20 protein-coding genes and 1 pseudogene are annotated in these 22,751 nt (G+C 61.6%); 11 read left to right on the top strand and 10 right to left on the bottom strand.

What is annotated here, in order from left to right; all coding sequences use genetic code 11:
- Nucleotides 1-11: 11 nt before the first annotated feature.
- On the bottom strand, nt 12-1,535 hold the full coding sequence (locus AYK65_RS26545; RefSeq protein ID WP_081162111.1) for an FAD-dependent oxidoreductase: 1,524 nt from the start codon (nt 1,533-1,535) through the stop codon (nt 12-14).
- Nucleotides 1,536-1,773: 238 nt separating this feature from the next.
- Between AYK65_RS26545 and AYK65_RS26540 the strand changes: the two genes are divergently transcribed.
- A complete protein-coding gene (locus tag AYK65_RS26540) occupies nt 1,774-3,675 on the top strand; it encodes a potassium transporter Kup (RefSeq protein ID WP_081162107.1) in 1,902 nt (633 codons plus the stop codon).
- Between the two features lie 37 nt (nt 3,676-3,712).
- Here the strand turns inward: AYK65_RS26540 and AYK65_RS26535 are convergent, their stop codons facing one another.
- Entirely contained in the window at nt 3,713-4,324 is a 612-nt protein-coding gene (locus AYK65_RS26535) for a TetR/AcrR family transcriptional regulator (protein ID WP_081162104.1), read from the bottom strand.
- Between the two features lie 138 nt (nt 4,325-4,462).
- Here AYK65_RS26535 and AYK65_RS26530 point away from each other — a divergent pair, with 138 nt between their 5' ends.
- Nucleotides 4,463-5,689 (top strand): MFS transporter, encoded by a 1,227-nt coding sequence (locus tag AYK65_RS26530; protein ID WP_081162101.1) that lies wholly within the window; start codon nt 4,463-4,465, stop codon nt 5,687-5,689.
- A gap of 165 nt (nt 5,690-5,854) precedes the next feature.
- On the opposite strand, the pseudogene AYK65_RS26525 reads toward AYK65_RS26530, so the two are convergent.
- Nucleotides 5,855-6,248 (bottom strand): annotated as a pseudogene (locus AYK65_RS26525) (DUF427 domain-containing protein); the annotation flags it as partial.
- A 163-nt stretch (nt 6,249-6,411) separates the two neighbouring features.
- Between AYK65_RS26525 and AYK65_RS26520 the strand changes: the two are divergent.
- On the top strand, nt 6,412-6,804 hold the full coding sequence (locus AYK65_RS26520) for a GFA family protein (RefSeq protein WP_026614859.1): 393 nt from the start codon (nt 6,412-6,414) through the stop codon (nt 6,802-6,804).
- On the opposite strand, the gene AYK65_RS26515 is transcribed toward AYK65_RS26520, so the two are convergent.
- Nucleotides 6,801-8,099 carry a cation:proton antiporter gene (locus tag AYK65_RS26515; RefSeq protein ID WP_081162098.1) on the bottom strand — a complete coding sequence of 433 codons (1,299 nt, stop codon included), beginning with the start codon at nt 8,097-8,099 and terminating at the stop codon, nt 6,801-6,803. The genes AYK65_RS26520 and AYK65_RS26515 overlap by 4 nt on opposite strands.
- A gap of 139 nt (nt 8,100-8,238) precedes the next feature.
- Nucleotides 8,239-9,138, bottom strand: coding sequence for a LysR family transcriptional regulator ArgP (locus AYK65_RS26510; protein ID WP_081162094.1), 900 nt, complete (start codon nt 9,136-9,138; stop codon nt 8,239-8,241).
- Between the two features lie 102 nt (nt 9,139-9,240).
- Between AYK65_RS26510 and AYK65_RS26505 the strand changes: the two genes are divergently transcribed.
- From AYK65_RS26505 to AYK65_RS26490, 4 genes are all read left to right on the top strand, one after another.
- Nucleotides 9,241-9,849 (top strand): LysE/ArgO family amino acid transporter, encoded by a 609-nt coding sequence (locus tag AYK65_RS26505; protein WP_026614857.1) that lies wholly within the window; start codon nt 9,241-9,243, stop codon nt 9,847-9,849.
- Between the two features lie 68 nt (nt 9,850-9,917).
- Nucleotides 9,918-10,556 (top strand): LysE family translocator, encoded by a 639-nt coding sequence (locus AYK65_RS26500; RefSeq protein ID WP_081162091.1) that lies wholly within the window; start codon nt 9,918-9,920, stop codon nt 10,554-10,556.
- Nucleotides 10,557-10,573: 17 nt separating this feature from the next.
- The gene (locus AYK65_RS26495) at nt 10,574-11,473 is read left to right on the top strand and encodes a dihydrodipicolinate synthase family protein (protein WP_081162088.1); all 900 of its coding nucleotides are present in this window, start codon (nt 10,574-10,576) and stop codon (nt 11,471-11,473) included.
- Between the two features lie 97 nt (nt 11,474-11,570).
- The gene (locus AYK65_RS26490; RefSeq protein ID WP_081162085.1) at nt 11,571-12,158 is read left to right on the top strand and encodes a hypothetical protein; all 588 of its coding nucleotides are present in this window, start codon (nt 11,571-11,573) and stop codon (nt 12,156-12,158) included.
- Nucleotides 12,159-12,207: 49 nt separating this feature from the next.
- Here the strand turns inward: AYK65_RS26490 and AYK65_RS26485 are convergent, their stop codons facing one another.
- Complete coding sequence (locus AYK65_RS26485; protein WP_081162082.1) at nt 12,208-12,600, bottom strand: VOC family protein; 393 nt, start codon at nt 12,598-12,600, stop codon at nt 12,208-12,210.
- A gap of 338 nt (nt 12,601-12,938) precedes the next feature.
- Between AYK65_RS26485 and AYK65_RS26480 the strand changes: the two genes are divergently transcribed.
- From AYK65_RS26480 to AYK65_RS26465, 4 genes are read left to right on the top strand one after another with little or no spacing between them, the layout of a single operon-like run.
- Nucleotides 12,939-13,697 carry a Tll0287-like domain-containing protein gene (locus tag AYK65_RS26480; protein WP_081162079.1) on the top strand — a complete coding sequence of 253 codons (759 nt, stop codon included), beginning with the start codon at nt 12,939-12,941 and terminating at the stop codon, nt 13,695-13,697.
- Nucleotides 13,694-16,450, top strand: a complete 2,757-nt coding sequence (locus tag AYK65_RS26475; RefSeq protein WP_081162076.1) for a response regulator — start codon at nt 13,694-13,696, stop codon at nt 16,448-16,450. The genes AYK65_RS26480 and AYK65_RS26475 overlap by 4 nt, the downstream gene beginning before the upstream one ends.
- A gap of 31 nt (nt 16,451-16,481) precedes the next feature.
- A complete protein-coding gene (locus AYK65_RS26470) occupies nt 16,482-16,853 on the top strand; it encodes a response regulator (protein ID WP_046119197.1) in 372 nt (123 codons plus the stop codon).
- 16 nt (nt 16,854-16,869) lie between these two features.
- Nucleotides 16,870-18,429: an adenylate/guanylate cyclase domain-containing protein gene (locus tag AYK65_RS26465; RefSeq protein WP_081162072.1), complete on the top strand. Its 1,560-nt coding sequence runs from the start codon at nt 16,870-16,872 to the stop codon at nt 18,427-18,429.
- A 31-nt stretch (nt 18,430-18,460) separates the two neighbouring features.
- Here the strand turns inward: AYK65_RS26465 and AYK65_RS26460 are convergent, their stop codons facing one another.
- From AYK65_RS26460 to AYK65_RS26445, 4 genes are all read right to left on the bottom strand, one after another.
- Nucleotides 18,461-19,414, bottom strand: a complete 954-nt coding sequence (locus AYK65_RS26460; RefSeq protein ID WP_081162069.1) for a C45 family autoproteolytic acyltransferase/hydrolase — start codon at nt 19,412-19,414, stop codon at nt 18,461-18,463.
- A gap of 138 nt (nt 19,415-19,552) precedes the next feature.
- Nucleotides 19,553-20,986 carry an ABC transporter ATP-binding protein gene (locus AYK65_RS26455; RefSeq protein WP_081162067.1) on the bottom strand — a complete coding sequence of 478 codons (1,434 nt, stop codon included), beginning with the start codon at nt 20,984-20,986 and terminating at the stop codon, nt 19,553-19,555.
- Nucleotides 20,983-21,807: an ABC transporter permease gene (locus AYK65_RS26450; protein WP_026614846.1), complete on the bottom strand. Its 825-nt coding sequence runs from the start codon at nt 21,805-21,807 to the stop codon at nt 20,983-20,985. Before AYK65_RS26450 ends, AYK65_RS26455 begins: the two co-directional genes overlap by 4 nt.
- Nucleotides 21,804-22,742, bottom strand: coding sequence for an ABC transporter permease (locus AYK65_RS26445; protein WP_026614845.1), 939 nt, complete (start codon nt 22,740-22,742; stop codon nt 21,804-21,806). The genes AYK65_RS26450 and AYK65_RS26445 overlap by 4 nt, the downstream gene beginning before the upstream one ends.
- Nucleotides 22,743-22,751: the final 9 nt, after the last annotated feature.

The following is a 22,751-nucleotide window of genomic DNA, read 5'->3' as shown; positions in this document are numbered from 1 at the left end:
AGGGCCGGGGGTCAGCGCTCGACCTTCGAAAGCGGCTTGAAGGCAGGACCCTGCAATGGTTCGCCGTCCGGGGAAAAGTGGGATCCATGGCAGGGGCAATCCCAACACTGTTCGAAGCGGTTCCAGCGCACGACGCAGCCCATATGGGTGCAGCTCGCGCTGCATAGTTTGAGATCGCCCTCTTCGGTTCGGAAGGCGGCAGTCATTTTGCCGTCGAGCTTCACAAGGGCCCCTTCGCCGGGACGGATGTCATTGAGCGAAGCAACCTCGCCGCCGCCAAGACGCGCCGCCCAGTGCTTCGCAGCGTCCACATTCTCCCTTGCGAACTCGATGGCGCCGCGCAGCATCAAGCGACCGGGGTCGTAGACGTCGGCCCAAGGGCTGACACCGTCGTCGATCAGGTCCCGGATCAGCAGTGCTCCGGCCACTCCCGTGGTGAGGCCTTCTCCACTGTCCCCGGTAATGACGTAGACCTGGTCGTATCCCGGGCTTCTCCCAATGAACGGCACGTAATCCGAGGGCTCGAACACCTGTCCGGACCACCTGTGGCTGATCGGGCCGAGCTCCGCAAAGCGCTCCCGCGCCCAGGCCTCAAGCCGGGCCAGGCGCTCATCCATGTCGTCCGCCTCGCCGGTCTTGTGATCCTCACCGCCGATGATGAGCGTGTCCTCGTCACTTCCCGGCTGAACACGAACATAGTGATAGCCCGGCTCCAGGGTGTCCCAGATGAGCGCGTCCGGGGCCGCGCCCTTCGCAATGGGGCCGGCGATCACATAGGTGCGGTAGGGGGCCTGTTTCGTGTGGATGGGAATACGAAGGTGAAACGGCGAATTGGTCGCCACCACAACCCTGGCGGCCGTGATGGTCCCGCCGGTGCCGGTCCTGGCGTGCACCTGATGATCCTTTTCATCCAAGCCGACGATCGGAGTTTCAGGATAGAGTGCGGCACCGCGGCGATGCAGACTTCCGACGAGCCCGTCGAGATACTTCAGCGGATGGAATCGACCCTGGCGCGGAAAGCGGAGAGCCGGGCCGGAGCGCCAGGCGCCCGGGCCGTTGTCGACCCATTCCGCGTCTGCGAAGCCTGCGGCGCGGGCTGCGTTCAGCTCCTTGCGCAGATATTCGGCATCCTTCTCTTCCGCCGGAACGAAATAACCATCGATCCGTGCAAAATCGCAGTCGATCGCTTCCTGGCGACAAATCTCCTCGATGCGATCCACAGCCGCGCACTGGCTTTCATAATATTGCCTGCATGCATCCGCTCCGCGCAGCGAACGCAGCTCTTCGAAATAGTCGTCGAGTTCGAAGGCCAGGTGAGCGCTGGTACGCGCGGTCATGCCGCGGCCGACAGGTCCGCGGTCTACGACTGCTACCTGATGGCCCGAACGGACCAATTCGTAAGCACATGAAACACCGGCGATTCCAGAACCGATGACCAGTATTTCCGTTGTCAGATCGCCCGCCAGTGGTGGACCGTCGAAGTCCATCGGGTGCTCCATCCAAAGCGAGCGGCTACGTTCCTTCCCGGCATTCATGGCGAACCTCGACGGATGCGGTTCTCCCATAACGCGCCTTTGCGGGGCGAGTTCCGGTGACCAGCCGAAGATGCGCCGGCAATCGGCTATCCCCATGTCAGCGGCCTGCCGACTTCACGAGACTCGGAAACTTCCTCGGGTTGCAGGCGTTCTTTGCAGAGATCTTTTACATGCCCCTATTTGACACTTGAAAAGCACAGTCGTATGCCCATCGGGGTCCACCATTCGGGGAGAACCCATGACCACCTCCCTCGACCATGCGCCGGCACAGGCGAATAATCTGCGCCAGTTCCTGGTACTCACCCTCGGATCGGTGGGCGTCGTCTACGGCGATATCGGGACAAGTCCGCTCTACGCCTTCCGTGAGGCGCTTCGCCCGTTTTCGGAAGGCGGCGTCGCGCGCGAAGAAGTCGTCGGGCTCATCTCGCTGATGATCTGGACGCTGACGATGATCGTCACCTGCAAATACGTCCTCTTCCTGCTTCGAGCCGACAATGATGGCGAGGGCGGCACGCTGTCGCTGCTTGCCCTGCTCATGAAAAGGGCTCCGCGCTATACGACGGCCATGTTCGTAGCAGGTATCCTGGGCGCCGCCCTTTTCATCGGCGATGCGATGATCACGCCGGCGCTTTCCGTGCTCTCGGCTGTCGAGGGACTGAAGCTCGTCACGCCGGCCTTTCACGATTACGTCCTGCCGATCTCGGCCGCCATCATGGTGCTGCTGTTTGCAGTGCAGTCCCGCGGCACGGGAGCCGTGTCGAGCTTCTTCGGCCCGATCACTCTCATCTGGTTTTTGGTGATGGGAGCCGCCGGCGTCGCCCATATTGGTGACGATCTGGCAATCCTCGCGGCATTCAACCCCGTTCACGCAGTTACCTTTTTGTGGAATGCCGGTCTCATCGGCTTCATCGTGCTCGGCGCCGTCTTCCTCACGGTGACGGGAGCCGAGGCGCTTTATGCCGATCTTGGCCACTTCGGCCGTCAACCGATCCAGGCGGCCTGGTTTGCAATCGTGTTTCCGGCTCTGGCCCTGAACTATCTCGGACAAGGTGCGATGGTGCTGTCGCATCCCGAGGCCATCTCCGACCCATTCTTCCTAATGTTCCCGAGCTGGGCCCTGTTGCCGGTGGTGATCCTTGCCACTGCCGCAACGATCATCGCCAGCCAGTCAGTGATCACCGGAGCGTTTTCGCTCGTGCGGCAAGCGATCCACCTCGGCTTCCTGCCAAGATTCGAGATCTGCTACACCTCGGAAACGCAAACGGGACAGATCTATCTGCCATTGATCAACACTGCGCTGTTGATCGGCGTTCTTGTTCTCATGTTCGTATTCGGCAGTTCCGAATCCCTTGCCCCGGCCTACGGCATATCGATCACCGGCGCCATGCTGATCGACACAATTCTCGCCTTCGCCTTCGTGCGCTATCTCTGGAGCTGGTCTGCCTGGGCGGCGACCGCATTCCTGCTTCCTCTGTTCCTGCTCGAACTGATTTTTCTCGGCGCCAACCTCTTCAAGATCCACCACGGTGGCTACGTGCCCATCCTCTTCGCTGGCACCGTGATGACGCTGATGTGGACCTGGCGCAAAGGCGTCAGGCTCCTGCGCGAGAAGACGGCCCGCCACGAAATCCCGCTCGATCAGTTCATAGCCGCGGTGGAGCGAAAGTCCGAGCATGCTCCCGTTGTCGTACCGGGAACCGCAATCTTCCTGACCGCAACTCCCGACACCACTCCAGCGGTTCTCCTGCACAACATCAAACACAATCATGTGCTGCATGAGCACAATGTCATTCTGACCATCAAGACCGCCAGAGTGCCTTATGTCCCGGAAAAAGACCGTTATACGCTGACAAAGCTCTCCAACCGCTTCAGCAGACTGGAGCTGCGGTTCGGCTTCATGGACGACCAAAATGTCTCGCAGGCGCTCGCACATTGCCGGAAGGAGGGGTTCAAATTCGAGATCATGACCACCTCCTTCTATCTCGGTCGGCGCAAGCTGGTTGCAGACCCTCAGTCGGGCTTGCCGAGGTGGCAGGATAAGCTGTTCATCGCAATGGCGGACTCGGCGATCGATCCGACCGACTACTTCCACCTGCCCGCAAATCGTGTGGTCGAGCTCGGAGAACAGGTCATCATTTAGATGTGCCGACTCGCTGCCGCCCTTCGCCAGCCTGACCTCAGACGGCGCGGCGGATTTCGTCTTCATGGGCGCGTAGACCTTCGAGCAGGGTACGGAAGCCGTCCACGGCTCTCCTGGACGTTTCCTTCGGATCCTCGGAATTGGCGATCCATTGCGCAGCGCCGCTGCTCGCCGCAACAATGAGCCGAGCGCCCGCCTCGGGATCGATGTCTGCAATAGCCCCCTCGGACTTGAGCGCGCTGATGGTTCGCGCAACAGCGGCAATGCAGCCATTGGCGTTGGGCCATGTCGACGGATCGCCGAGAACGGAAGGGCCGTCTCGAAACATGATGCGCTGGATCTCCGGCTCGAGAGCCATCTCGACATAGGCGACGTTCTCCTCGACGAAGCCTTGCCATCGGGTCGGCGCGTCGGCTGACACCCTGTTCAACCGCTCCGTCATTTCGGCGTCTATCTCCTGGATCACCGCCTGCAGCAGGCCCCTCTTGTCGCCGAAGTGGTGATAGAGCGCACCGCGCGTGAGGCCGGCCTCGGCGGTGAAATCATCCATCGAGGCCTCCGCATAACCGATGGTTCCGAATGCCCGGCGCGCGGCTGCAATCAGCTTGGCCCGAGTCTCGGCGATCATTTCCTTGCGTGGCTTGGCCATCGACTTCCTTTCCGCATACGTCGCGTATGCTTTTTCGCATACGCGACGTATTTTATTTGACATACGCGACGTATGCAATTACCCATTCACATACGCCACGTATGTGGGAAGCACGTCCAAGTCTTAAAGGAGCGTCGCATGTCAAATCCATACAGGGAAATCTTCGCCGCGCCCGGCGCCAAACGCTTTTCGTCCGCAGGCTTTTTCGCAAGACTGCCGCTCGCCATGGCGCCGATCGGGATAGTCGCGATGCTATCTCAGACCCATGGCGAGTATTGGCTCGCAGGCGCCGTCTCGGCCACTTTCGCTCTCGCCAACGCGCTTGTCTCGCCGCAGATATCCAGACTGGTCGATCGTTTTGGCCAGTCGGCTGTCGTCACGCCGACCACGATCGTTTCGGTCCTGTCATTCCTCGCACTCATCGTGGCGGCAAACCAGAGGTGGCCCGAATGGACGATGTTCGCCGCCGCATTCCTCGCCGCGAGCATGCCGAGCATTCCGGCCATGGTCCGTGCTCGCTGGACGGAGCTTTTCCGTAATAGGCCGGAGCTGAACACCGCCTTCGCATTCGAGTCCGCTGCCGATGAGCTCGTCTATATCGCCGGCGCATCTCTTTCGGTGGGGTTGGCGGTCGCGCTTTTTCCTGAAGCCGGCATGCTGATCAGCACGCTGTTCCTTGCCTTGGGAACTGCGGCTTTCATACTGCAACGTTCGACGGAACCCAAAGTGCGGCTTGCGGAGGGTCACGCTATTCAGGGCTCGGCGATCCGTCAGCGCCCCGTACAGATCATCACGCTGGCGCTCGTATTCGTCGGCTCGATCTTTGCAACGGCGGAGGTAAGCGCCGTGGCGATCACCAAGGAGCTCGGGCAGCCGGGTGCAGCAAGTCTGGTGATCGGCGTCTACGCGGTGGGTTCTTTCATGCTCGGGCTCATCCTCGGCGCTCTTAATCCAAAAATGCCGTTGCACCGCCAATTGCTCATCGCCGTCAGCGTGCTTGCCTTCACGTCCTTGCCGCTCCTGGTGGCGGGCACATCCGTACCGCTGCTCGCGCTCGCCGTTTTCCTCAGCGGCATCGCGATCTCGCCGACCTTCATCACGGCCTTTGGATTGATCGAGCGCCGCGTGCCGGAGACAATGCTGACCGAAGGCGTCACCTGGGTGATGACCGGAATAGGCATCGGGATGGCGCTTGGTGCATTCGTATCGGGCTGGGTCGTGGACAATTTTGGCGCGCAGAACGGCTTCTGGGTGTCGATCGTAGCCGGCGCAGCGACAGTGGTGACGATCGCTTTGGGCCAGCCCACCCTTGCTGGTGAACGAGCTGAGCATTTAAGCGGTGAACTCCCTCAGCCGGCGGAGTAGGTCGAAAGCCGGCAAGCACTCGTTACCGGGCTGACTTCTATGCATGGGCACGCCGCACTTCATCTGTGCGGCGTGCCCTTTAAATGCCCGACAAGAACCAGGCTCCACGCGTGGCCTGGACAGGATGCAACCTGGCATCTTCAGCCGTGGTTCGTCGCACGATTGGAACTCGCCTGCGTCGGCGCTACAATTCCTCGACCGAATCCACCCGATCCGGATAGAACGCCATGTGGTCCTTGATTTCACGGACCGCTGCATGCGGGTTTTCATAGGTCCAGATGGCGTTCTTCGAGCGCTCGCCACCGGGGATGATGCTGTAATAGGAAGCGTCGCCCTTGTAAGGGCAATGCGTCGAATGGTCGGTGCGATCAAGCAGCGACATGTCGACGTCCTTGCGGGGGACGTACTGCACCGGCGGGTAGGAGGCCTCTCGCAATGTCAGCGCCTCGCGCGTATCGGCAACGACGTGGCCGTTGAGTTTGACGACGACGCGCGCCGGATTGCGATTGATGGTGATCGGGTGATCGGGCCCGGGAATTTTGATCGGCTTGTCTGACATGAGCGATCGCCTTCGGAAGATTGCACCGGTTTCTTACATAAGGCTCATGTGTTTCTTTCCCAAGGGGCGACAGCCGCTTCACGCGCGCCGTCTTCAAGGACTCCTCGGATCGCCCATCTGCCCTAAATCGAGGGACAGGGCTGGTCACGGCAGGAGATTGGACATGGTTACGAGAACCGGCGGATGCCTGTGCGGCGCCCTGCGCTACGAAGTAAGCGGCGAGCCCTTGCGTGTGGGACTTTGCCATTGCGCGGACTGCCGAAAGGAAAGTGGCTCGTCCTTTACGACCTTCGCCGTCTGGCCCACACGGGCTTTCAAGAGCAGTGGCGAGGTGAAGGTATTCGCCGGCCGCGGCTTTTGCCCCGCTTGCGGATCGCGGCTGTTCAACCCGGGGGAGGAGGAAACCGAAATCCGCGTTGGCTCGCTGGATGACGCCCCGACCTCTCTGGTCCCGGAGTACGAAATTTGGGTCATCAGACGCGAGACCTGGCTCCAACCTCTCGCGGTGCCGCAATATCCCAGAGATCGAGACCAGTCTGCCGAGGGGGCTGGCTAACCATTCTTCGACCTCCGGGTATTCGTCGAGTCACTCTGCCAAACGTCGCCTTCATCTCCAGGCCTGTTACTTCCACGCCTCCTATCGAGCGAGCGCATTGCCGGCGTGACGGTCAGCCCATGCATGACGATGGAAATCAGTACGATCAGGGCAACCGCAGACCAGAGCACGCCGAGTTCTTCGAAATTGGCCATCCCTGTTGCAAATGCGAGGTAGTAGATGGAGCCGATGCCGCGGATCCCGAACACCGAGATTGCCGCTCTTTCTCCTTTCGGCAGGCTCGAGGGAAGACTTACCCAGGCGGAAGCCGGCCGAACGATCAGGATGACGAACAGCGCAAATACGACCAAGGGCCAATCAAGTTCGTCAATAAGCTGGCCGACACTGACGGCCGCCCCGAAGCAGACGAGAAATACCATCATCAGCAGCCTTTCGATCTGCTCGGAGAAGTCGTGAAGCTCCTTGTGAAATTCGTGATGGCGCTCGACCGTGCGGAAGGAAAGCGCTGCCACGAAGACGGCCACGAATCCATAGCCGTGCGCGAGTTCAGTCAAGCTGTAGGCAAGGCAAGTGATGCCCATTGCGACGAAGCCGTCGCCGGTGCGCACGAGTGCGGCACTTTTCGGAAGGCGGAACGTCGCGAAACCAAGCACCTTCCCGACGAGCCACCCCGTGACGATGCCGGCGAGAAGCCGCCACAGCACATCGATGAGGAGCCAGTTCGTGAACCAGTCCGGCTCGTCGGGCGCGAGCGCGATTGCAATCGCCAGATAGACGAAAGGAAAGCTCAGGCCGTCGTTCAAGCCAGCCTCGGATGTGAGGGTGAAGCGGACCTCGTCCTCCGTCCCGGTCTGCGGCGGCCCCACCTGTACGTCGCTCGCGAGCACCGGATCCGTCGGTGCGAGTGAAGCGGCAAGAAGGATCGCCGAAGCAGCTCCAAGCCCCAGCATCCAGTGGGCGCCGACCGCCATCAGGGCAATTCCCACCGGCATTGCGATGCCGAGAAGGCGCCACGTGAGAGCCCAGCTAAGGAGGCCCAATCGGCGGTCAATCTTCAGGCCGGCGCCCATCAGCGCTACGATAAGGGTAAACTCCGTCATACGCTCTATGACAAGCCGACTGTCGAAACCGGCCAGTTGGGAGATCGGGTTGAAGATCGACTGTCCGGCCAATATGCCAATAGCGATGCAAAAGATGGGAAGGGAAAGCGGCAGCCGACGAAAGGCCATGGGAATCCAGGCCGTCAGCAGCACCACGATGCCGAATAATCCAAGAGCTATATGGTAACGCTCCATCTCCAGTCCATCAGGGCTTTCCACGGTCCTCGTAAGGTTCGGACCACCGATGCTGGGAAGAAGGAGTTGCGAGCAGTATGGTTCCGGAACGAGCGGTCAGGAGGGGTCAATCATGCCCACCCGGCACCTTGGTGTCGTTTCAGCCCAGCAGATGATGCTTGGCTACAGCCGCGACCTCGCGTGTCAGGTCAACCAGCCGATCGGCGGCAAGGCGGTTCATCTGCCAATACAAGGGAACGTCCAACGGCGTTTCCGGGATCAGCTCGACCAGCCGCCCGGAGTCCAAGTGCTCGCGCACAAGGGGGGCCGGGTTCATGCCCCATCCCATGCCGGAAAGGCTGGCTTCGACGAAACCTTGCGTCGAAGGCAGCCAATGGGTCGGAGGGCTTAGGTCTTCTGCGAATACCTGACGTATCCACCGGCTCTGGAGCCTGTCCTTCTGATTGAAGGTCAAGGCCGGCGCATTGCCAATGGCCTCCGACGTGACGCCCTGCGGGAAATGCCGGGCGATGAATCCGGGGCTCGCCGTTGCATGATAGCGGAGCGCGCCGAGGAACATGCGCCGGCAGCCCTGAACCGGCTTCTCCACGCTGGTGACGGCGGCGACCACCTGCCCTCGCCGCAGCCATTCGGCGGTATGGTCCTCGTCATCGACCGCAATGTTCAAGAGATGCGAAGATCCTCTGGCGAAGCTCGACATGGCCGCCAGGAACCATGTTCCGAGGCTGTCGGCATTGGTCGCAATGTGCAGCGTCACCCTCTGTTCGGGCTCCGCAGGATCGACGAGGGCAGGCAGATGCTCGAACAGCTCGGCTTCGAGCATGCCGACATTCTCCATGTGCCGGCAGAGCCAGTCTCCCTTCTCCGTTGCGGTGCAGGGATTGCCCCGCGCGACCAGAACGATGCCAAGACGTTCCTCGAGCTGCTTCACCCGCTGCGAGACGGCCGAGGGTGTCACGTTGAGAAGAGCTGCGGCCTTTTCGAAGCTGCCTGTTTGAACCACCGCCGAAACGGCGCGGAGAGCGGAATAATCGAGCATGCCTTAGTTTTGCTTAATCTCGGTTAGCAACATTAACTATCCTGAATTTGCGAAACGCGATAGCGGAAAAGCTCACGGTATTTCGGGAGCGCGCTTCAGGGCATGAATTTTTCGGTTTTCGGCACGGGCCTGATGATGGGGCTCAGCCTGATTGTCGCGATCGGCGCGCAGAACGCGTTCGTGCTGCGCCAGGGCCTGCGCAACGAACATGTGTTCGCCGTCTGCCTCGCCTGCGGATTGTCCGACGCCGTGCTGATCACGCTAGGCGTGACCAGTTTCCGGCAGATTGCCGCATTGCTCCCGTGGCTCGATCCGGTCATGCGCTATGGAGGAGCGGCGTTCCTGATCTGGTACGGTGCGAAAAGCCTCTATTCCGCCTTCCACTCGTCGGGAGCTTTGGCGGTGCAGGAGACGGCCTCCTCGACCTTCCGGGCGACGCTTGTCACCTGTCTGGCTCTCACTTGGCTCAACCCGCACGTCTATCTCGATACGGTCGTGCTGCTCGGTACCATCTCGACCCGGTTTCCGGGACACGAGGTGTCGTTCGCGGCGGGAGCCGCAACGGGCTCGTTTCTTTTCTTCTTCTCGCTCGGCTACGGCGCGACCTGGCTGCGGCCGATCTTCTCGAAGTCGGCGTCCTGGCGGATTCTGGAAACGCTCATCGCTCTTACAATGTGGATGATTTCCTTCAATCTCTTGAGAGCGTTATAGTCGCCACTCTGCCGGCGTTCCGCTTCGACCGACCCTCGTAACAACCGACAGCATGATTGGGCCTCAGATTGTCCACCGAACTCCACCATCTCCTCATCGTCTATACCGCCTATGTGATCGCAGCCGGCAGCCCCGGTCCCAGCAATATGCGGATCATGGGGGTGGCAATGCATAACGGAAGACGCGCAGCCCTCATACTCGCTGCCGGCGTCGTCAGCGGTTCAATCTTCTGGGGCGCGATGGCTGCAATGGGTGTCTCCGCAGCCCTGACCCGCTATGCGGAAGCGCTGATCCTTCTCAAAATCTTCGGCGGCCTTTATCTCCTCTATCTCGCCTTCAAGGCTGGCAGGGCCGCGCTTGCTTCCGACGCGAAGGCTGCTGCACACGCGGGTCCAAACGGTGCCGCATTGTCGGGAGCAGACCTCTACCGGCGCGGATTGCTCATGCATCTTAGCAATCCAAAATCGATCCTCGCCTGGATCGCCCTTGTAACGCTTGGACTGGGGCCGGGCTCGTCATGGCATACGCTTGCGGCGATCCTCGTCGGTTGCGCGGTTTTAAGCGTCGTCATCTTCTGCGGTTATGCGATCATCTTCTCTACCACACCCATGATACGCCTGTACCGTCGCGCGAGGCGCTGGATCGAAGGGCTCCTGGCCGTGTGTTTTGGCTTTGCCGGTCTCCGGTTGCTGCTGTCGCGCGCATGAAGATCAGGGAGAGCACCATGAAACTGTTCGCTGGCCTTTCGGCTTTTTCCATCACGCCCGCGGATGCAGCGGGGCATGTCGACACGGGAGCGCTCGCGCGTCTCCTCGAACGAATATCTACGGCCGGCGCCGACTCGATCGGACTGCTCGGGAGCACAGGTGGTTACGCCTTTCTTTCGAGGCACGAGCGACAGCGTGCCGTGGAAGCAGCCATGGAGTGCGTCGGCGGCAAGATACCCGTCATCGTCGGTGTCGGCGCGCTCAGAACCGACGAGGCTCAGGCGCTCGCCCGCGATGCAAGGAAGGCGGGGGCGGATGGCCTCCTATTGGCCCCGATGTCCTATACCCCGCTGACGGAAGAGGAGGTCTTCCAGCATATTTCCGCCGTTGCGGAAGCGGGTGAACTGCCCCTGTGCATCTACAACAACCCGAGCACCACCCGCTTCACCTTCACCGACGATCTGATCGTCCGCCTGGCGAGCGTGCCGAACATTGCCGCCGTAAAAATGCCGCTCCCCGCTCAGGGGGATTTCAAGGGTGAACTTCAGCGCCTGCGCTCGCGCACACCGGCCGGTTTTGCGGTCGGTTACAGCGGCGATTGGGGCGCTGCGGATGCGCTGCTGGCAGGCTGCGACGCCTGGTACAGCGTGATCGCCGGCCTGTTGCCTTCCGAAGCCATTGTGCTCACGCAGGCAGCCCAAGCTGGCAACACGTCCGAAACCGAACGCCTCGACCGGGCCTTTCAGGCCATGTGGGGCCTGTTCAAGGAGTTTGGCAGCTTCCGCGTCATGTACGCGATAGCCGACGTGCTTGGCCTTTGCCACGCCGCGCCACCACGGCCAATCCTGCCCTTGCCGTCCGCCGACATGCCGAGAGTGAAAGACGCGCTCGATCGCATTGCCGCCGCCGCAGCTTAGTTGAGGAGCCGGACGCGCGCCGCCCCATTGCGAACGCCGGCGACAAGCGCGATCATCGGCCGGATGCTTTGCTTCACCCAAGCGCGGAGGCAGTGCGATGGCGGGAAGGAGCGAAATCGGCGGCGGACAACGAAGCGTTTGGCGGATATCGGCCTGGATCATCGCCGCGCTCGTGCTCTTGTTGCCCTCGGTCGCGATGCAGTTCACCGATGAAGTGAACTGGGATGAGACCGACTTCGCTTTCGCCGGTGGTCTGATCGTCGCCACCGCCGTCACCTTTGAACTGGCGGCAAGGATGACAAACAATAAAGCGTATCGGGCAGCCGTCGGCGTTGCGCTCGCGGCAGCATTCAGCCTCATCTGGATCAACGCTGCCGTTGGCATCATCGGGTCCGAGAACAACCCCGCCAACTTGATGTATGGCGGGGTGCTCGCCGTCGGAATCGTCGGCGCCGTTATCGCTCGTTTCAAGCCGAGCGGTATGGCGCGCGCGTTCTTCTTGACCGCGCTCACTCAGGGGATGGTCGGCGTCATCGCGCTCGCCGCGGGGTTCGGTTCCGCGGCGCCGAGCTTTCCGGAAGCCGTCGTGTTCCTGACCGGCTTCTTCGTCGCCCTGTGGCTCTTATCGGCCTACCTGTTCCGGAAGGCCGCGCAGGAGCAGACGTCCGCGGTTGCAGCGCCGTAGGTCGACCCGCCATGTCCGCTTTCGAATCCAAGAGTACGTCCCCGGGAGATTATGGGTTCCACCCACCGCTGCCGTATTGACGGGTAATCACCTCGAGAAGATGACCGTTTGGGTCCTCGAAATACACTCCGCGGCCGCCGTCGTGGTGATTGATCTCCCCCCGCTTCGTTCGGCCGGGGTCAGCCCAATAAGGGAGTTTCCGCTCGCGAATCCTACCGAAGATCTCGTCGAACTCGGTTTCGCCGACCAGGAACGCATAATGCTGCGGCGTGATTTCGCCGTCGGTATTCATGTAGTCGAGATTGGCGCCGTTTTCCGTCGTGACCATCTGAAAAGGCCCCCAGCGCCTCGGGGCTGGAAGGCCAAGCATTTCCGCCAGGAATTTTGCCGACGCCTCGCTGTCACGGGTCGACAGTATTGTGTGGTTGAAATCTACAGCCATGCCATCGCTCCTTGTGACCTCGTCTTGCCATCGCTGCGAATTGCTCCGTGAATGTACCGATGCTGCAGCACGTGACGGGACGAGGCCTGAGAATAGCGATGGAAGTTACTCAAATTCGGGCCGAGCGAACCGAAACCGAGCATTTTTACTTCCGCCGCTTCCCGCCCGCGGGCATGCTCCCCTGTCGAGTGGCTCACGCTAGAGGCACATTTCGGTTACCGTGAATCGTGACCCGCCTTACGGCGATGGGCCGCCGGTAAACTGCCAGAGACGACTCCTTCCATCGGCCTTCCTGTGATATGTTTCCGGTTTGGTGCTTCCTCCGGGAGGGATGGGAAATGGAAGCCACATCAGCCTTGGCGAGAAGCTGCATTTTCGCAATTTTCTCCGGTTTTATTCTCGTTTCGTTTCCAACGGCGGCTGACGAGCGCGCTGACCTGGTGACCGGAACGCGGCTCGCCGAACTGCTCAGGGCGGCCCGAAGCGTCCTTTCGAACTACCAGACGCTCATCAATGATCCGGCGGTCGGAGATAAAAATCTCGACGGCGAGCGCTTCACGAAAGAGGCGATTGCCCTCTATGCCAAGCGCACCGGCGGCCAATCGATCTCCGATGATCTGGCTGAGCGCGACCGCAAGCTGCTCCAGGCTCAGGTCGAGGCCATGCGTGAGGTCGTCGACGAAGAGCAGGACGACATAAACCGTCCCGGCATCGGCTTTAAGGGTTTCGTTCCAGCTGTTTTCGCGCGCTTGATGAACGAGAAATTCGCCGCCAAAGTCGGACACGAGGCGCTGGTTCGAGTGACTGCGCCGGAAGCCCTGGTGCGCAACCGAAAGTCGCTCCCCGACGCCTGGGAAACACGGGTCATCAATGAAGTCTTCTCGGATCCGAAGCGGCCGAGGGGCGAAATCTATACGGAAGTGACCGAGGTGAACGGCCGTCCTGCTTTCCGGATGCTGCTGCCCGAATATTACACGGAGTCCTGTCTTACCTGTCACGGCGTGCCGAAGGGCGAAATCGACGTCACCGGCTATCCGAAAGAGGGAGGTAAAGCGGGTGATCTGGGCGGTGCGATCAGCATCGTCTTGTTCAAATGAGCGCGCTGGGACAGCAGCTGGAGGCAGCCGGAGCGGCCTCTGCGCCGACGAAGGGGCTCGCCAGCCGGCTCGCCAATCTGCCGATTTCCGCGCGAGTGGCGGCGCTGACCGCCGCAGGTCTGATCAGCCTTGTTCTGTCATCCGTCTTTCTCACTCAGGCGCTTTATCGCAGCGCCGAACGCATGGCCGAAACCAGGGAGCTGTTCGACAGAGCAGCATCGGCTGCAGCGGCGCATGTCGCCTTCGGAGATCTCAGATACTGGCTCACCGACCTCTCCGTCAGTTTGCTCATGAATTCACAGCGCAACGCCGATGACGCTCGCGAACGGCTGCAGGTCCAACTGGATCGCCTCGCACAGCACGCGCCCGAGGCGGTCGAGGAGATCCGCACCGAGGTCGACGCCTATGTCGAAACCGCGTTGCAGGCGACGGACAGCTATACCCAGGACAACCGCATTGTCGGCAACGCCTTGCTGGCGAAGGCCCGTATTCACAGCGGCAAGGTCGATGCCGATCTCAACAAGCTTGTCGACCAGGTAAAGGCCGAAGCGGAAGCCGCCCGCAACGAGGTCGTAGCGCAAACCGAGAAGACCGCCACAGGCGCCGCAATCCTCGTGGGCCTCCTGGTCCTCGTCGGCTCGCTTCTCACGCTTCTCGTCCTGCGCTCGATCGTCGGTCCGCTCCGGCGTCTTAATCGCGTAATCGAGGACCTCACGGAAGGCCGCTACGACGTCGAGATACCCCAGGAGGGCGGCGACGAACTCGGAGCGATGGCGCGGACGCTCACGCTTTTCCGTGAAAGCGCTATCGAAAAGAAAAGGCTCGAAGACGAAGCAGAGCGGCAGAGGCGGACGATCGCCGCGGCGCTCGAGGCGATTTCCGACGGATTCGTCCTCTATGATCCGGATGACAGAATCCTGGTCGCCAACAGCAAGTATTGCGAGATCTTTCCGAGCCATAGGCCCAACGAACTTCGCGGCAAGAGCTTCCACGAAATCCTGGAGCAGAACCTGGCAAACGGGCAAATAGACCTCGAAGGCAAGTCACCGCAGGAGTGGATCGAGGACCGCCTGCGCCGTCACAGGGATCCGGCCGGCCTCGTCGACGAGAGGCGGTTCGGCGACAAATGGGTTCGCATCAGCAAGCGCAAGATCCCCGATGGCGGGACCGTTGCCGTCTACACTGACATAACGGAACTCAAGCAGCGCCAGGTCGAACTCGAGCGGGCCAAGAGCAAGGCCGAATCCGCAAGCGAGGCCAAGAGCCGCTTTCTCGCTTCGATGAGCCACGAATTGCGCACGCCGCTCAACGCCATCATCGGTTACAGCGAGATGCTGATGGAGGAGGCGCGCGACCACGACGACGAAGAGCTCGTGCCCGACCTCGAAAAAATAGCCGCAGCCGGACGGCATCTCCTGTCGCTCATCAACGACATCCTCGACCTCTCGAAGATCGAGGCGAACAAGATGGAGCTCTTCCTCGAAACCTTCGACGTCGCCGAATTGCTGCGCGACGTGAGTGCTACCGTCGCGCCGCTGATGGCAAAGAACCGCAACGAGTTCATCAAGGACATCGATGGCGATCTCGGGGAGATGCACTCCGACCAGACCAAGCTGCGCCAGAATCTCTTCAACCTGCTCAGCAACGCCGCCAAATTCACCAATGGCGGCAAGGTGACGCTTTCGGTTCGGCGTCAAAGAAGAGCGGGCGGCGATTGGCTCGTGTTCAAGGTGTCCGATACCGGCATCGGCATGACGCCGGAGCAGCAAGAACGGCTCTTCAATCCCTTTACGCAGGCCGATGCGTCCACCACACGGAACTACGGCGGTACGGGGTTGGGGTTGAGCATTACCCGCAGCTTTTGCCGCATGATAGGCGGTGTCGTTAAAGTCGAAAGCGAAGTCGGAAAGGGCTCGACCTTCACCATGGAGGTACCGGCGCAATGCAGGCGGGAGAGCGAAGAACCTCAGGCAGCCGAAATGCCGCTGATCACAGAGGGTCGAACCGCGCTGATCATCGACGATGATCCGGCCGCCCGCAACCTGATCGCAAGGGCGCTCGCGGAAGCAGGCCTTGCCTCGATCGAAGCCGCAAGCGGACCGGAAGGCATCGCCGCTGCTCGGGAGCATCGGCCCGCCGCCATCATTCTCGACATCATCATGCCTCATCAGGACGGCTGGTCGGTGCTGCGCACACTGAAGAGCGATCCCGAACTCTGCACGATCCCCGTTATCCTCGCGACGATCCTCGCGGATCGCGAGCTCGGCCTCTCGCTCGGAGCAGTCGAATATCTGACCAAGCCCATCGACACCGACAAGCTGATCAGGACCATAGAGACTTACGGCGGCGGCAATCGCGACGTGCTGGTCATCGACGACGATCAGGCTTCCCGCGAGTTCCTCCGGCGTATTCTGGTGAAGAGGAAATGGACGGTCCACGAGGCGGCCGACGGCATCCGCGGTCTCGAGCTCATGAAGCGGCTTAAGCCGCGTCTCGTCCTGCTCGATCTCCTGATGCCCGAGATGGACGGATTCCAGACGTTGAGCGAGATGCAGAGCGTGCCGGAACTCCAGAATATTCCGGTCGTCGTCGTCACTTCGAAGGACCTTTCTGCAAACGAGCTGAGCTGGCTCCGCGACCGAGCGGTAGCCGTCGTAAACAAGGGCGCAAACAGCAGGTCGCAACTGGTCGCGGCCCTCGAGCGCCAGATAGGATCACGCGAAACGGCCGGTACGGCCGTCGCCGACGGCTGAAGGCACTGCAATAGACCGGAGGAGAAGCGCAATGACGAGAATCCTTCTGGTGGAAGACAATGAAATGAATCGCGACATGCTTTCGCGGCGGTTGTCTCGTCGCGGTTTCGACGTGCTGATTGCCGAGAACGGAAAGGCCGGCGTCGAGCTTGCCGCTTCGGAAAAGCCTGATTTGATCCTGATGGACATGAGCCTGCCGGTGATGGACGGGTGGGAAGCGACCAGGCGGATCAAGGCCAACCCGGTCACGTCGAGGATACCGGTCATCGCGCTGACTGCCCACGCCATGGCGAGCGATCGGGACATGGCGCTCGAGGCCGGCTGCGACGACTATGACAGCAAACCGGTCGACCTTTCGCAGCTCGTCCGGAAGATCGAGCAACTGCTGACGGCACCCCATTGAGCGGCCATTTACGAAAATGAGTATCGGGAACGAATTTCAGCGCCAGGCCATCGCCGCCCATGTGGTGCAGCGGCTGGCCGGTCCGGCGCGGGCGATCCTGGGATTTCAGGAGTTGTTGGGAGAGCAAGCGCGAGAGCTCGGTTTAACCCACATTCAGACGGACCTGGAGCGGATCGGAGCCGCCGCAAGGCAATTGAACGGCCTCATAGATAGCCTGATCGAAGGGAAGGACTGCCCTTCGCAGGAAGGGGGAGCAGAGGCGGAGGCAAGGCTCCGCCACGATCTGCGCACGCCGCTCAATGCCATCATCGGCTATGCGGAAATGATCCTCGACGAGGTCGGGGATCAGCATCAGCACACGCTGAGGGAGGATCTCGGTGAGATACTTGCCGCTGCGGCCGAGCTCCTGAAACAGGTTGATGCCATTGCCGGCCTTTCGCGCGGAGGAGCCCTCATGCTGCAGCCGGGCGATCAAACCGAAATCGACGCGGCGGAGCTCGAACGCCTCCTCTTCAGGACCGAGCATGAGCCGTGGCCCGATCAGGGCGGCAGGATCCTCGTCGTTGACGACGTCGCCAGCAATCGCGATCTTCTCTCCCGCCGGTTGCGCCGTGAAGGCCATCGCGTCGTCACTGCCGATTCCGGCCTGTCGGCGCTTAAGAGACTGAACGAAGACGAGTTCGACGTCATTCTGCTCGACATATTGATGCCAGACATGAACGGCATCGAGATTCTCTCGCGGCTTAAGGCGGAGAACCGTTGGCGCCACGTTCCTGTAATCATGATATCGGGCTTGAGCGAAGTCGCGGCCGTCGCCCGGTGCATCGAGGCGGGAGCCGATGACTATCTGACGAAGCCCTTCAATCCGGTCCTGCTGCGCGCCCGCATCAATTCCGCGCTAGAGAAGAAGCGCTGGCTCGACCGCGAGCACCGATATCTGCAGCGGATCGAAACGGAAAAGCGACGCGCCGATGCGCTTATTCACGCGATCCTGCCCGATCAAATCGTCGCCCGGCTGCAAGGCGGCGAAGAGATCATCGCCGACCGCTTCGAAGCGGTTTCCATTCTATTCGCGGATATCGTCGGCTTCTCGCCTATTGCCGCACGGCTGCCGCCGTCCGATCTGGTCAGGCGGCTGGACGGGATGTTCAGCACGTTCGATCTCCTGACCGAGCGACATGGCGTGGAGAAGATAAAGACGATCGGCGACGCCTATATGGCCGCCTGCGGCATCCCGGAGCCTTGCGCCGATCACGCCGACAGGATCGTAGCTCTCGGAAAGTCCATGCTGGAATCGTTGCGCGACACGTTTCCCGACAGCGATCGCTTTCGGGTTCGCATCGGAATCCATTCGGGGCCCGTCGTCGCCGGCCTGATCGGACGGCATCGCTTCGTCTACGACGTGTGGGGAGAAACTGTGAATATCGCAAGCCGCCTCGAAGCACAGGGGGCTGCCGATCGCATTCAGATCTCGGAGGCAACCAGGCGCGCCCTGCGGGGCCAGTGGACCATCGAGCCACGATGCGCGCTGGACCTGCGAGGCATCGGCGCGATCGAGGCCTATTTTGTTCGATAGAGAACCGTTGCGGTCATCAAATCACGCGGCCTCACAAGTAGCAGTGTGTGTACTCGCCGATCCGGAAGTCCTTGAAGCCTTGGGACCAGCGTTTCCCCGGCCAGATATAGTCCACTCTTCCTTCTGCGGGTCGGTAGACGGCCGTGTAGAGAGTCCGGTAAGGATCCCGCCCGGAATAAAGTGGTGGCAGAAGAAACAGGTCCGTCAGCCTCGAAAGCGACATAGAAGGCTCCTCCAGCGCTTGCAAGAGCCGGAGCTGTCGCGCCATCGAAGACGATGAGGGTCTTCCCGTCCGCTGATGGTTCGTACATGCCCTCAAGCGCGAGATGATCGGTCGCTGGCGGGGGCCGAGGAACAGGGTAGCGTAGCGGCCCGAGCGATCGAGCACTGTCACGTTCTGCGGAAGCGCAACCGGTATCCGGCACAAGGCCGCCACCGCCTGGTTCACTCGATGACAGGTCTCGAGCACGTAGCGGAGCATGAGAATGATCGAGAAGCCGACGCCCTGAACACGGCTTCCGCCGAAAGTCACACTGGCGACCAGTCCCTCTTCGTTCATCCCGTCGAGGCAGCCTCCCCAAGGCCGCTGTGCCTTCGAAATCACCTTCAGGCCCGACCACTCGGTCAACTCGAAACGGTCGGACACGATGTCGGGTGGATAGTCGAAGTTGCGGATGAGTGCCGGGCCTTCTTCTCCGAGCCAGACGGCCTGACTGCAGCCATAGTTTTCCGGCGCGGGACGGTAATGGCTCAGCATCCGGTGAGCGACCTCGTCATCTCCGACGAGGGCGCAGGCGCGCTCATAATGAGGAAGCAGCTCGGGCATGTGCCGCTCTAGAGCGGCGCGACAGTCCTCGGCGCTTGGGGTCGGCACCACGGCTTGCCCGAAATACCAGCTCTCGGCCTCCGCCCGGCCGGCGACAAAACGCGCTAGCCAAGCCTCCCCAGGCCAGTCCTCCCGCGTTGCAACGAACGTCTTGTACATAGCGAACAGGATTATAGGGTGGGAGGCGTTCGAGTGGCAACGCAGCCCCGATGTCGGCGCTCCCACTCCATTGCTGGCATCCTGAATTGCCTCGATGTACGGCGAATCCCGGGCCAAAGCGCAGATCAGCCGGCAGCGTCATTCCCCGTAGCCGAGTGGCGCGGCTCCGCCGAGATCGACGATCCGGCTCGAAATGCGCTCGGCTAGATGGCGATCGTGGGTGACGAGAAGGACGGCTAGTCCGGTCTCGCGGACGATCTCGAGCAGGAAGTCGATGACTTCCTTCTGGCTGAGCGGGTCGAGTCGCGAGGTGGCTTCGTCGGCGAACAGGAAAACGGGGTCGAGCAACAGGGCACGAAGGATTGCGAAGCGCTGCAGTTCACCCCCGGAGATCTGATTGGGCAAGCGGTCCAACAGGTTGCCCTGCAACCGGAGCCGGGCAAGCAGCCTCTCCACCTCGATCCACGTACGCCCGTGCAATCTCACCAGATCGACAAGCCCCTTTCGGATGGGTTGATGTGGAGCGAACGCCGCCGGAGGGTCCTGATAGAGCTTCTGGTAGCGCAGCGGCGATAGATCCTTCCGTCGCTCTACCGTGCCGGAGTCGGGTCTGGCGAGCCCGAGAAGAATGTTGCCGACGGTGGTCTTGCCGCAACCGCTGGGGCCGACAATGGCGACGATCGCGCCGGCACGGATCTCGACGTCCAGATCGGCGAACAGCAGCCTTTCTCCGTAGGCCTTCGCAAGCCCGCGTCCGGCCAGCACGATCTCGCCCGAGGTCGTCGGCGCCCGTCCCTCCCAGCCTTGTGGATCGGCGGCAATTAACGCCCGGCTATAGTCGTGTTCCGGCGCCGCCAGCAGCCTTTCCGCAGGTCCGCACTCAACCAGCCGCCCGTCCAGCATCACGCCCACCGTGCCGCCGAGCGCCCGAGCAACGGCGACATCATGGGTGATCGTCAACAGCAAGCGCCCGCGGTCGACCTCTTGCCGCAGCCGCGCAACAACGGAATCGCGCAGGGCCGCGTCGAGGCCTTTCGTCGGTTCGTCGGCGATCATCAGATCGACGTCGGCCGCATGAGTAATGGCGATTGCCGCACGCTGCGCCATGCCGCCCGACATTTGGAACGGGTAGAGCTCGCCGGCGCGCTCCAGCCCCACTTCGGCAAGATTGTCACCGGCCAGCTGCCGGCTCCGCCGCGCATCTCTGTCTTTGAGGAAGCGATGCACCTCCGACACCTGCGAGGCGATTCGCATCGTCGGATCGAGCGCGAGCCAGGGCTCCTGCGGGAGAAGCGAGATGCTGCGTCCCCAGCGCGCACGCCGTTCAGCAGGCGAACCCGCCAGAAGATCGGTGCCGTCGAGAAGGACCTTTCCCGTGGCAAGCAGTTCGGCTGGCAGATTTCCCATGATCGCTTGGGCCACAAGCGACTTGCCCGATCCGCTCTCGCCAAGCAGTGTCAGCGGCCGACCCCTGCTGATCGTGAAGGAGATGTCGGAAACGATTCGTCCCGCTGCGGACTCGACGGCGAGTGCGCTGATCGAAAGTTCCTGTATTCCCGCTCGCATGTTCATGCGCGGTCTCCCTCTGCGACGAGTTGAAGGCCGAGCACGAGAAGGAAGATCAGCATGGCGGGTAGAAGCACATGCACCGGCGCCTCGGCATAGTATGGCAAGAGCTCGACAATCATGCTGCCGAGTTCGGGCGTCGGTGGTTGCAATCCGACGCTGATGGCGCTGAGCGTCGAGACGGCGATGATGGCCGTTGCCATGGCGAAGGCGGCAAGTGTCGCAATCGTCGGAGCGATCACGGGCAACACACAATTGCGCAGAATGTACCCCGACCCGAAGCCGAGCATTCTTGCGGCTTCAATGTGCGGCTGAGCAAGCACGGTCTTCGTCGCAGCTCGGGTCACCCGATAGAATTCCACCCAAAGGGTCAGCGAAAGCCCCAGGAAGAGCGGACCATAGTTGCCTGGCGAGAATGCGAGCAGCAGCAGCACGAGCATCAAGCCGGGAAGCGCCAGAACGACTGTCGCCAGCAATTCGAGGAGCCGCTCCGTCCATCCGCCTCTCCAGGCGGCGGCAAGACCAAGCAGAACGCCTGGAACGGCGGCTGCAAGCATGGTGAGGAAGGCGAGCCCGAAGGAAAGCCGCGCGCCATGGGCAAGTCGGGCAAGAAGGCTGCGGCCATAGTGGTCGGCTCCCAACGCATAGTCACCCCCGATGGGCGCGAGGCTCGCGCTGAAATCCTGCGCCGCCGGATCGGCCGGAATGAGCACCGGTCCCAAGAGCGCAAAGGCAGCGAGCAAAAACAGAAGAGCTGCCCCGGAGGCGCAGCTGCCAGAAAGCCGGGCGCGCCCTCGAGCGGGAGAGACATTGTCGATCGTGCTCATGCAGCCCTCCCGAAGCGGGGGTCGAGCCAGAGGGAAATCGCATCGACGAGGGCTGCTATGGCAACGAACATGAGGCCCATGACGAGCGCCGTTCCCTGCACCATGGGGATATCCCGCTCGACGATCGCATGCACTAAAGCGTGGCCGATACCCGGATAGGCAAAGAGGGACTCCACGACCACGACGCCTTCGACCAGATAGACGGCCTGAAGCCCGAGATAGGATACGACCGGGATAGCGGCGTTGCGGATCCCGTGTCGGCGCACGACAATCGCTTCAGGCAGGCCCTTGTGCCGGGCGAAGGCAAAGTAGGGCGTCCTCGCGACCGCAGCGACCGAATTGCGGGTAACCCGGCTCGACATCGCCGCAAGCCCCAAGGCCAACGTCAAAGCCGGCAGCACGATCTCCCGCGGCGAGCCGAACCCCGCCGGCGGCAGCCATCCTAGCTGCTTTGAAAGGATAAACATGAGAATGAGCCCGAGCACGAAGGGAGGAATGGCGCGGAAGACCACGGCCCCAGCAAGACCGGTTCGGTCGGTGATGCCACCCGGCTTCATGCCGGAGAAGACGCCGATCACAGGGCCGATCAGCAGAGAGATGAGAAGTGCCGACGCCGCGAGCCACACGGAAGCCCCGAGCTGCACCTGCAACTCATCGACAACAGGTGCTCCCGTGACCAGCGAATGACCGAGATCGAGGCGCAACAAACCGCCGAGCCACTCGAGGAACTGCAATAACACCGGTCGATCGAGCCCGAGCTCCAGCCTGACCTTATCCGCCGCTTCGGCGATGCGCGCATCCGGCCCGTATCGACCAGCGGCAATTCGCATGGCGGCATCCCCCGGCAGAACCCGCATGAGCAGGAAGCAGAGGGCGCCGACGACCATGGCGACTATCCCCGCCTGCATCAGGCGGGCGACGAGAAAGTTCCTCATTGCGCTCTT

Source organism: Ensifer aridi, assembly GCF_002078505.1.
In the GTDB taxonomy this organism is placed as follows: domain Bacteria; phylum Pseudomonadota; class Alphaproteobacteria; order Rhizobiales; family Rhizobiaceae; genus Sinorhizobium; species Sinorhizobium aridi.
The sequence above is the reverse complement of the archived record's forward strand: the minus strand, read 5'-3'. Positions and strand labels throughout refer to the sequence as shown.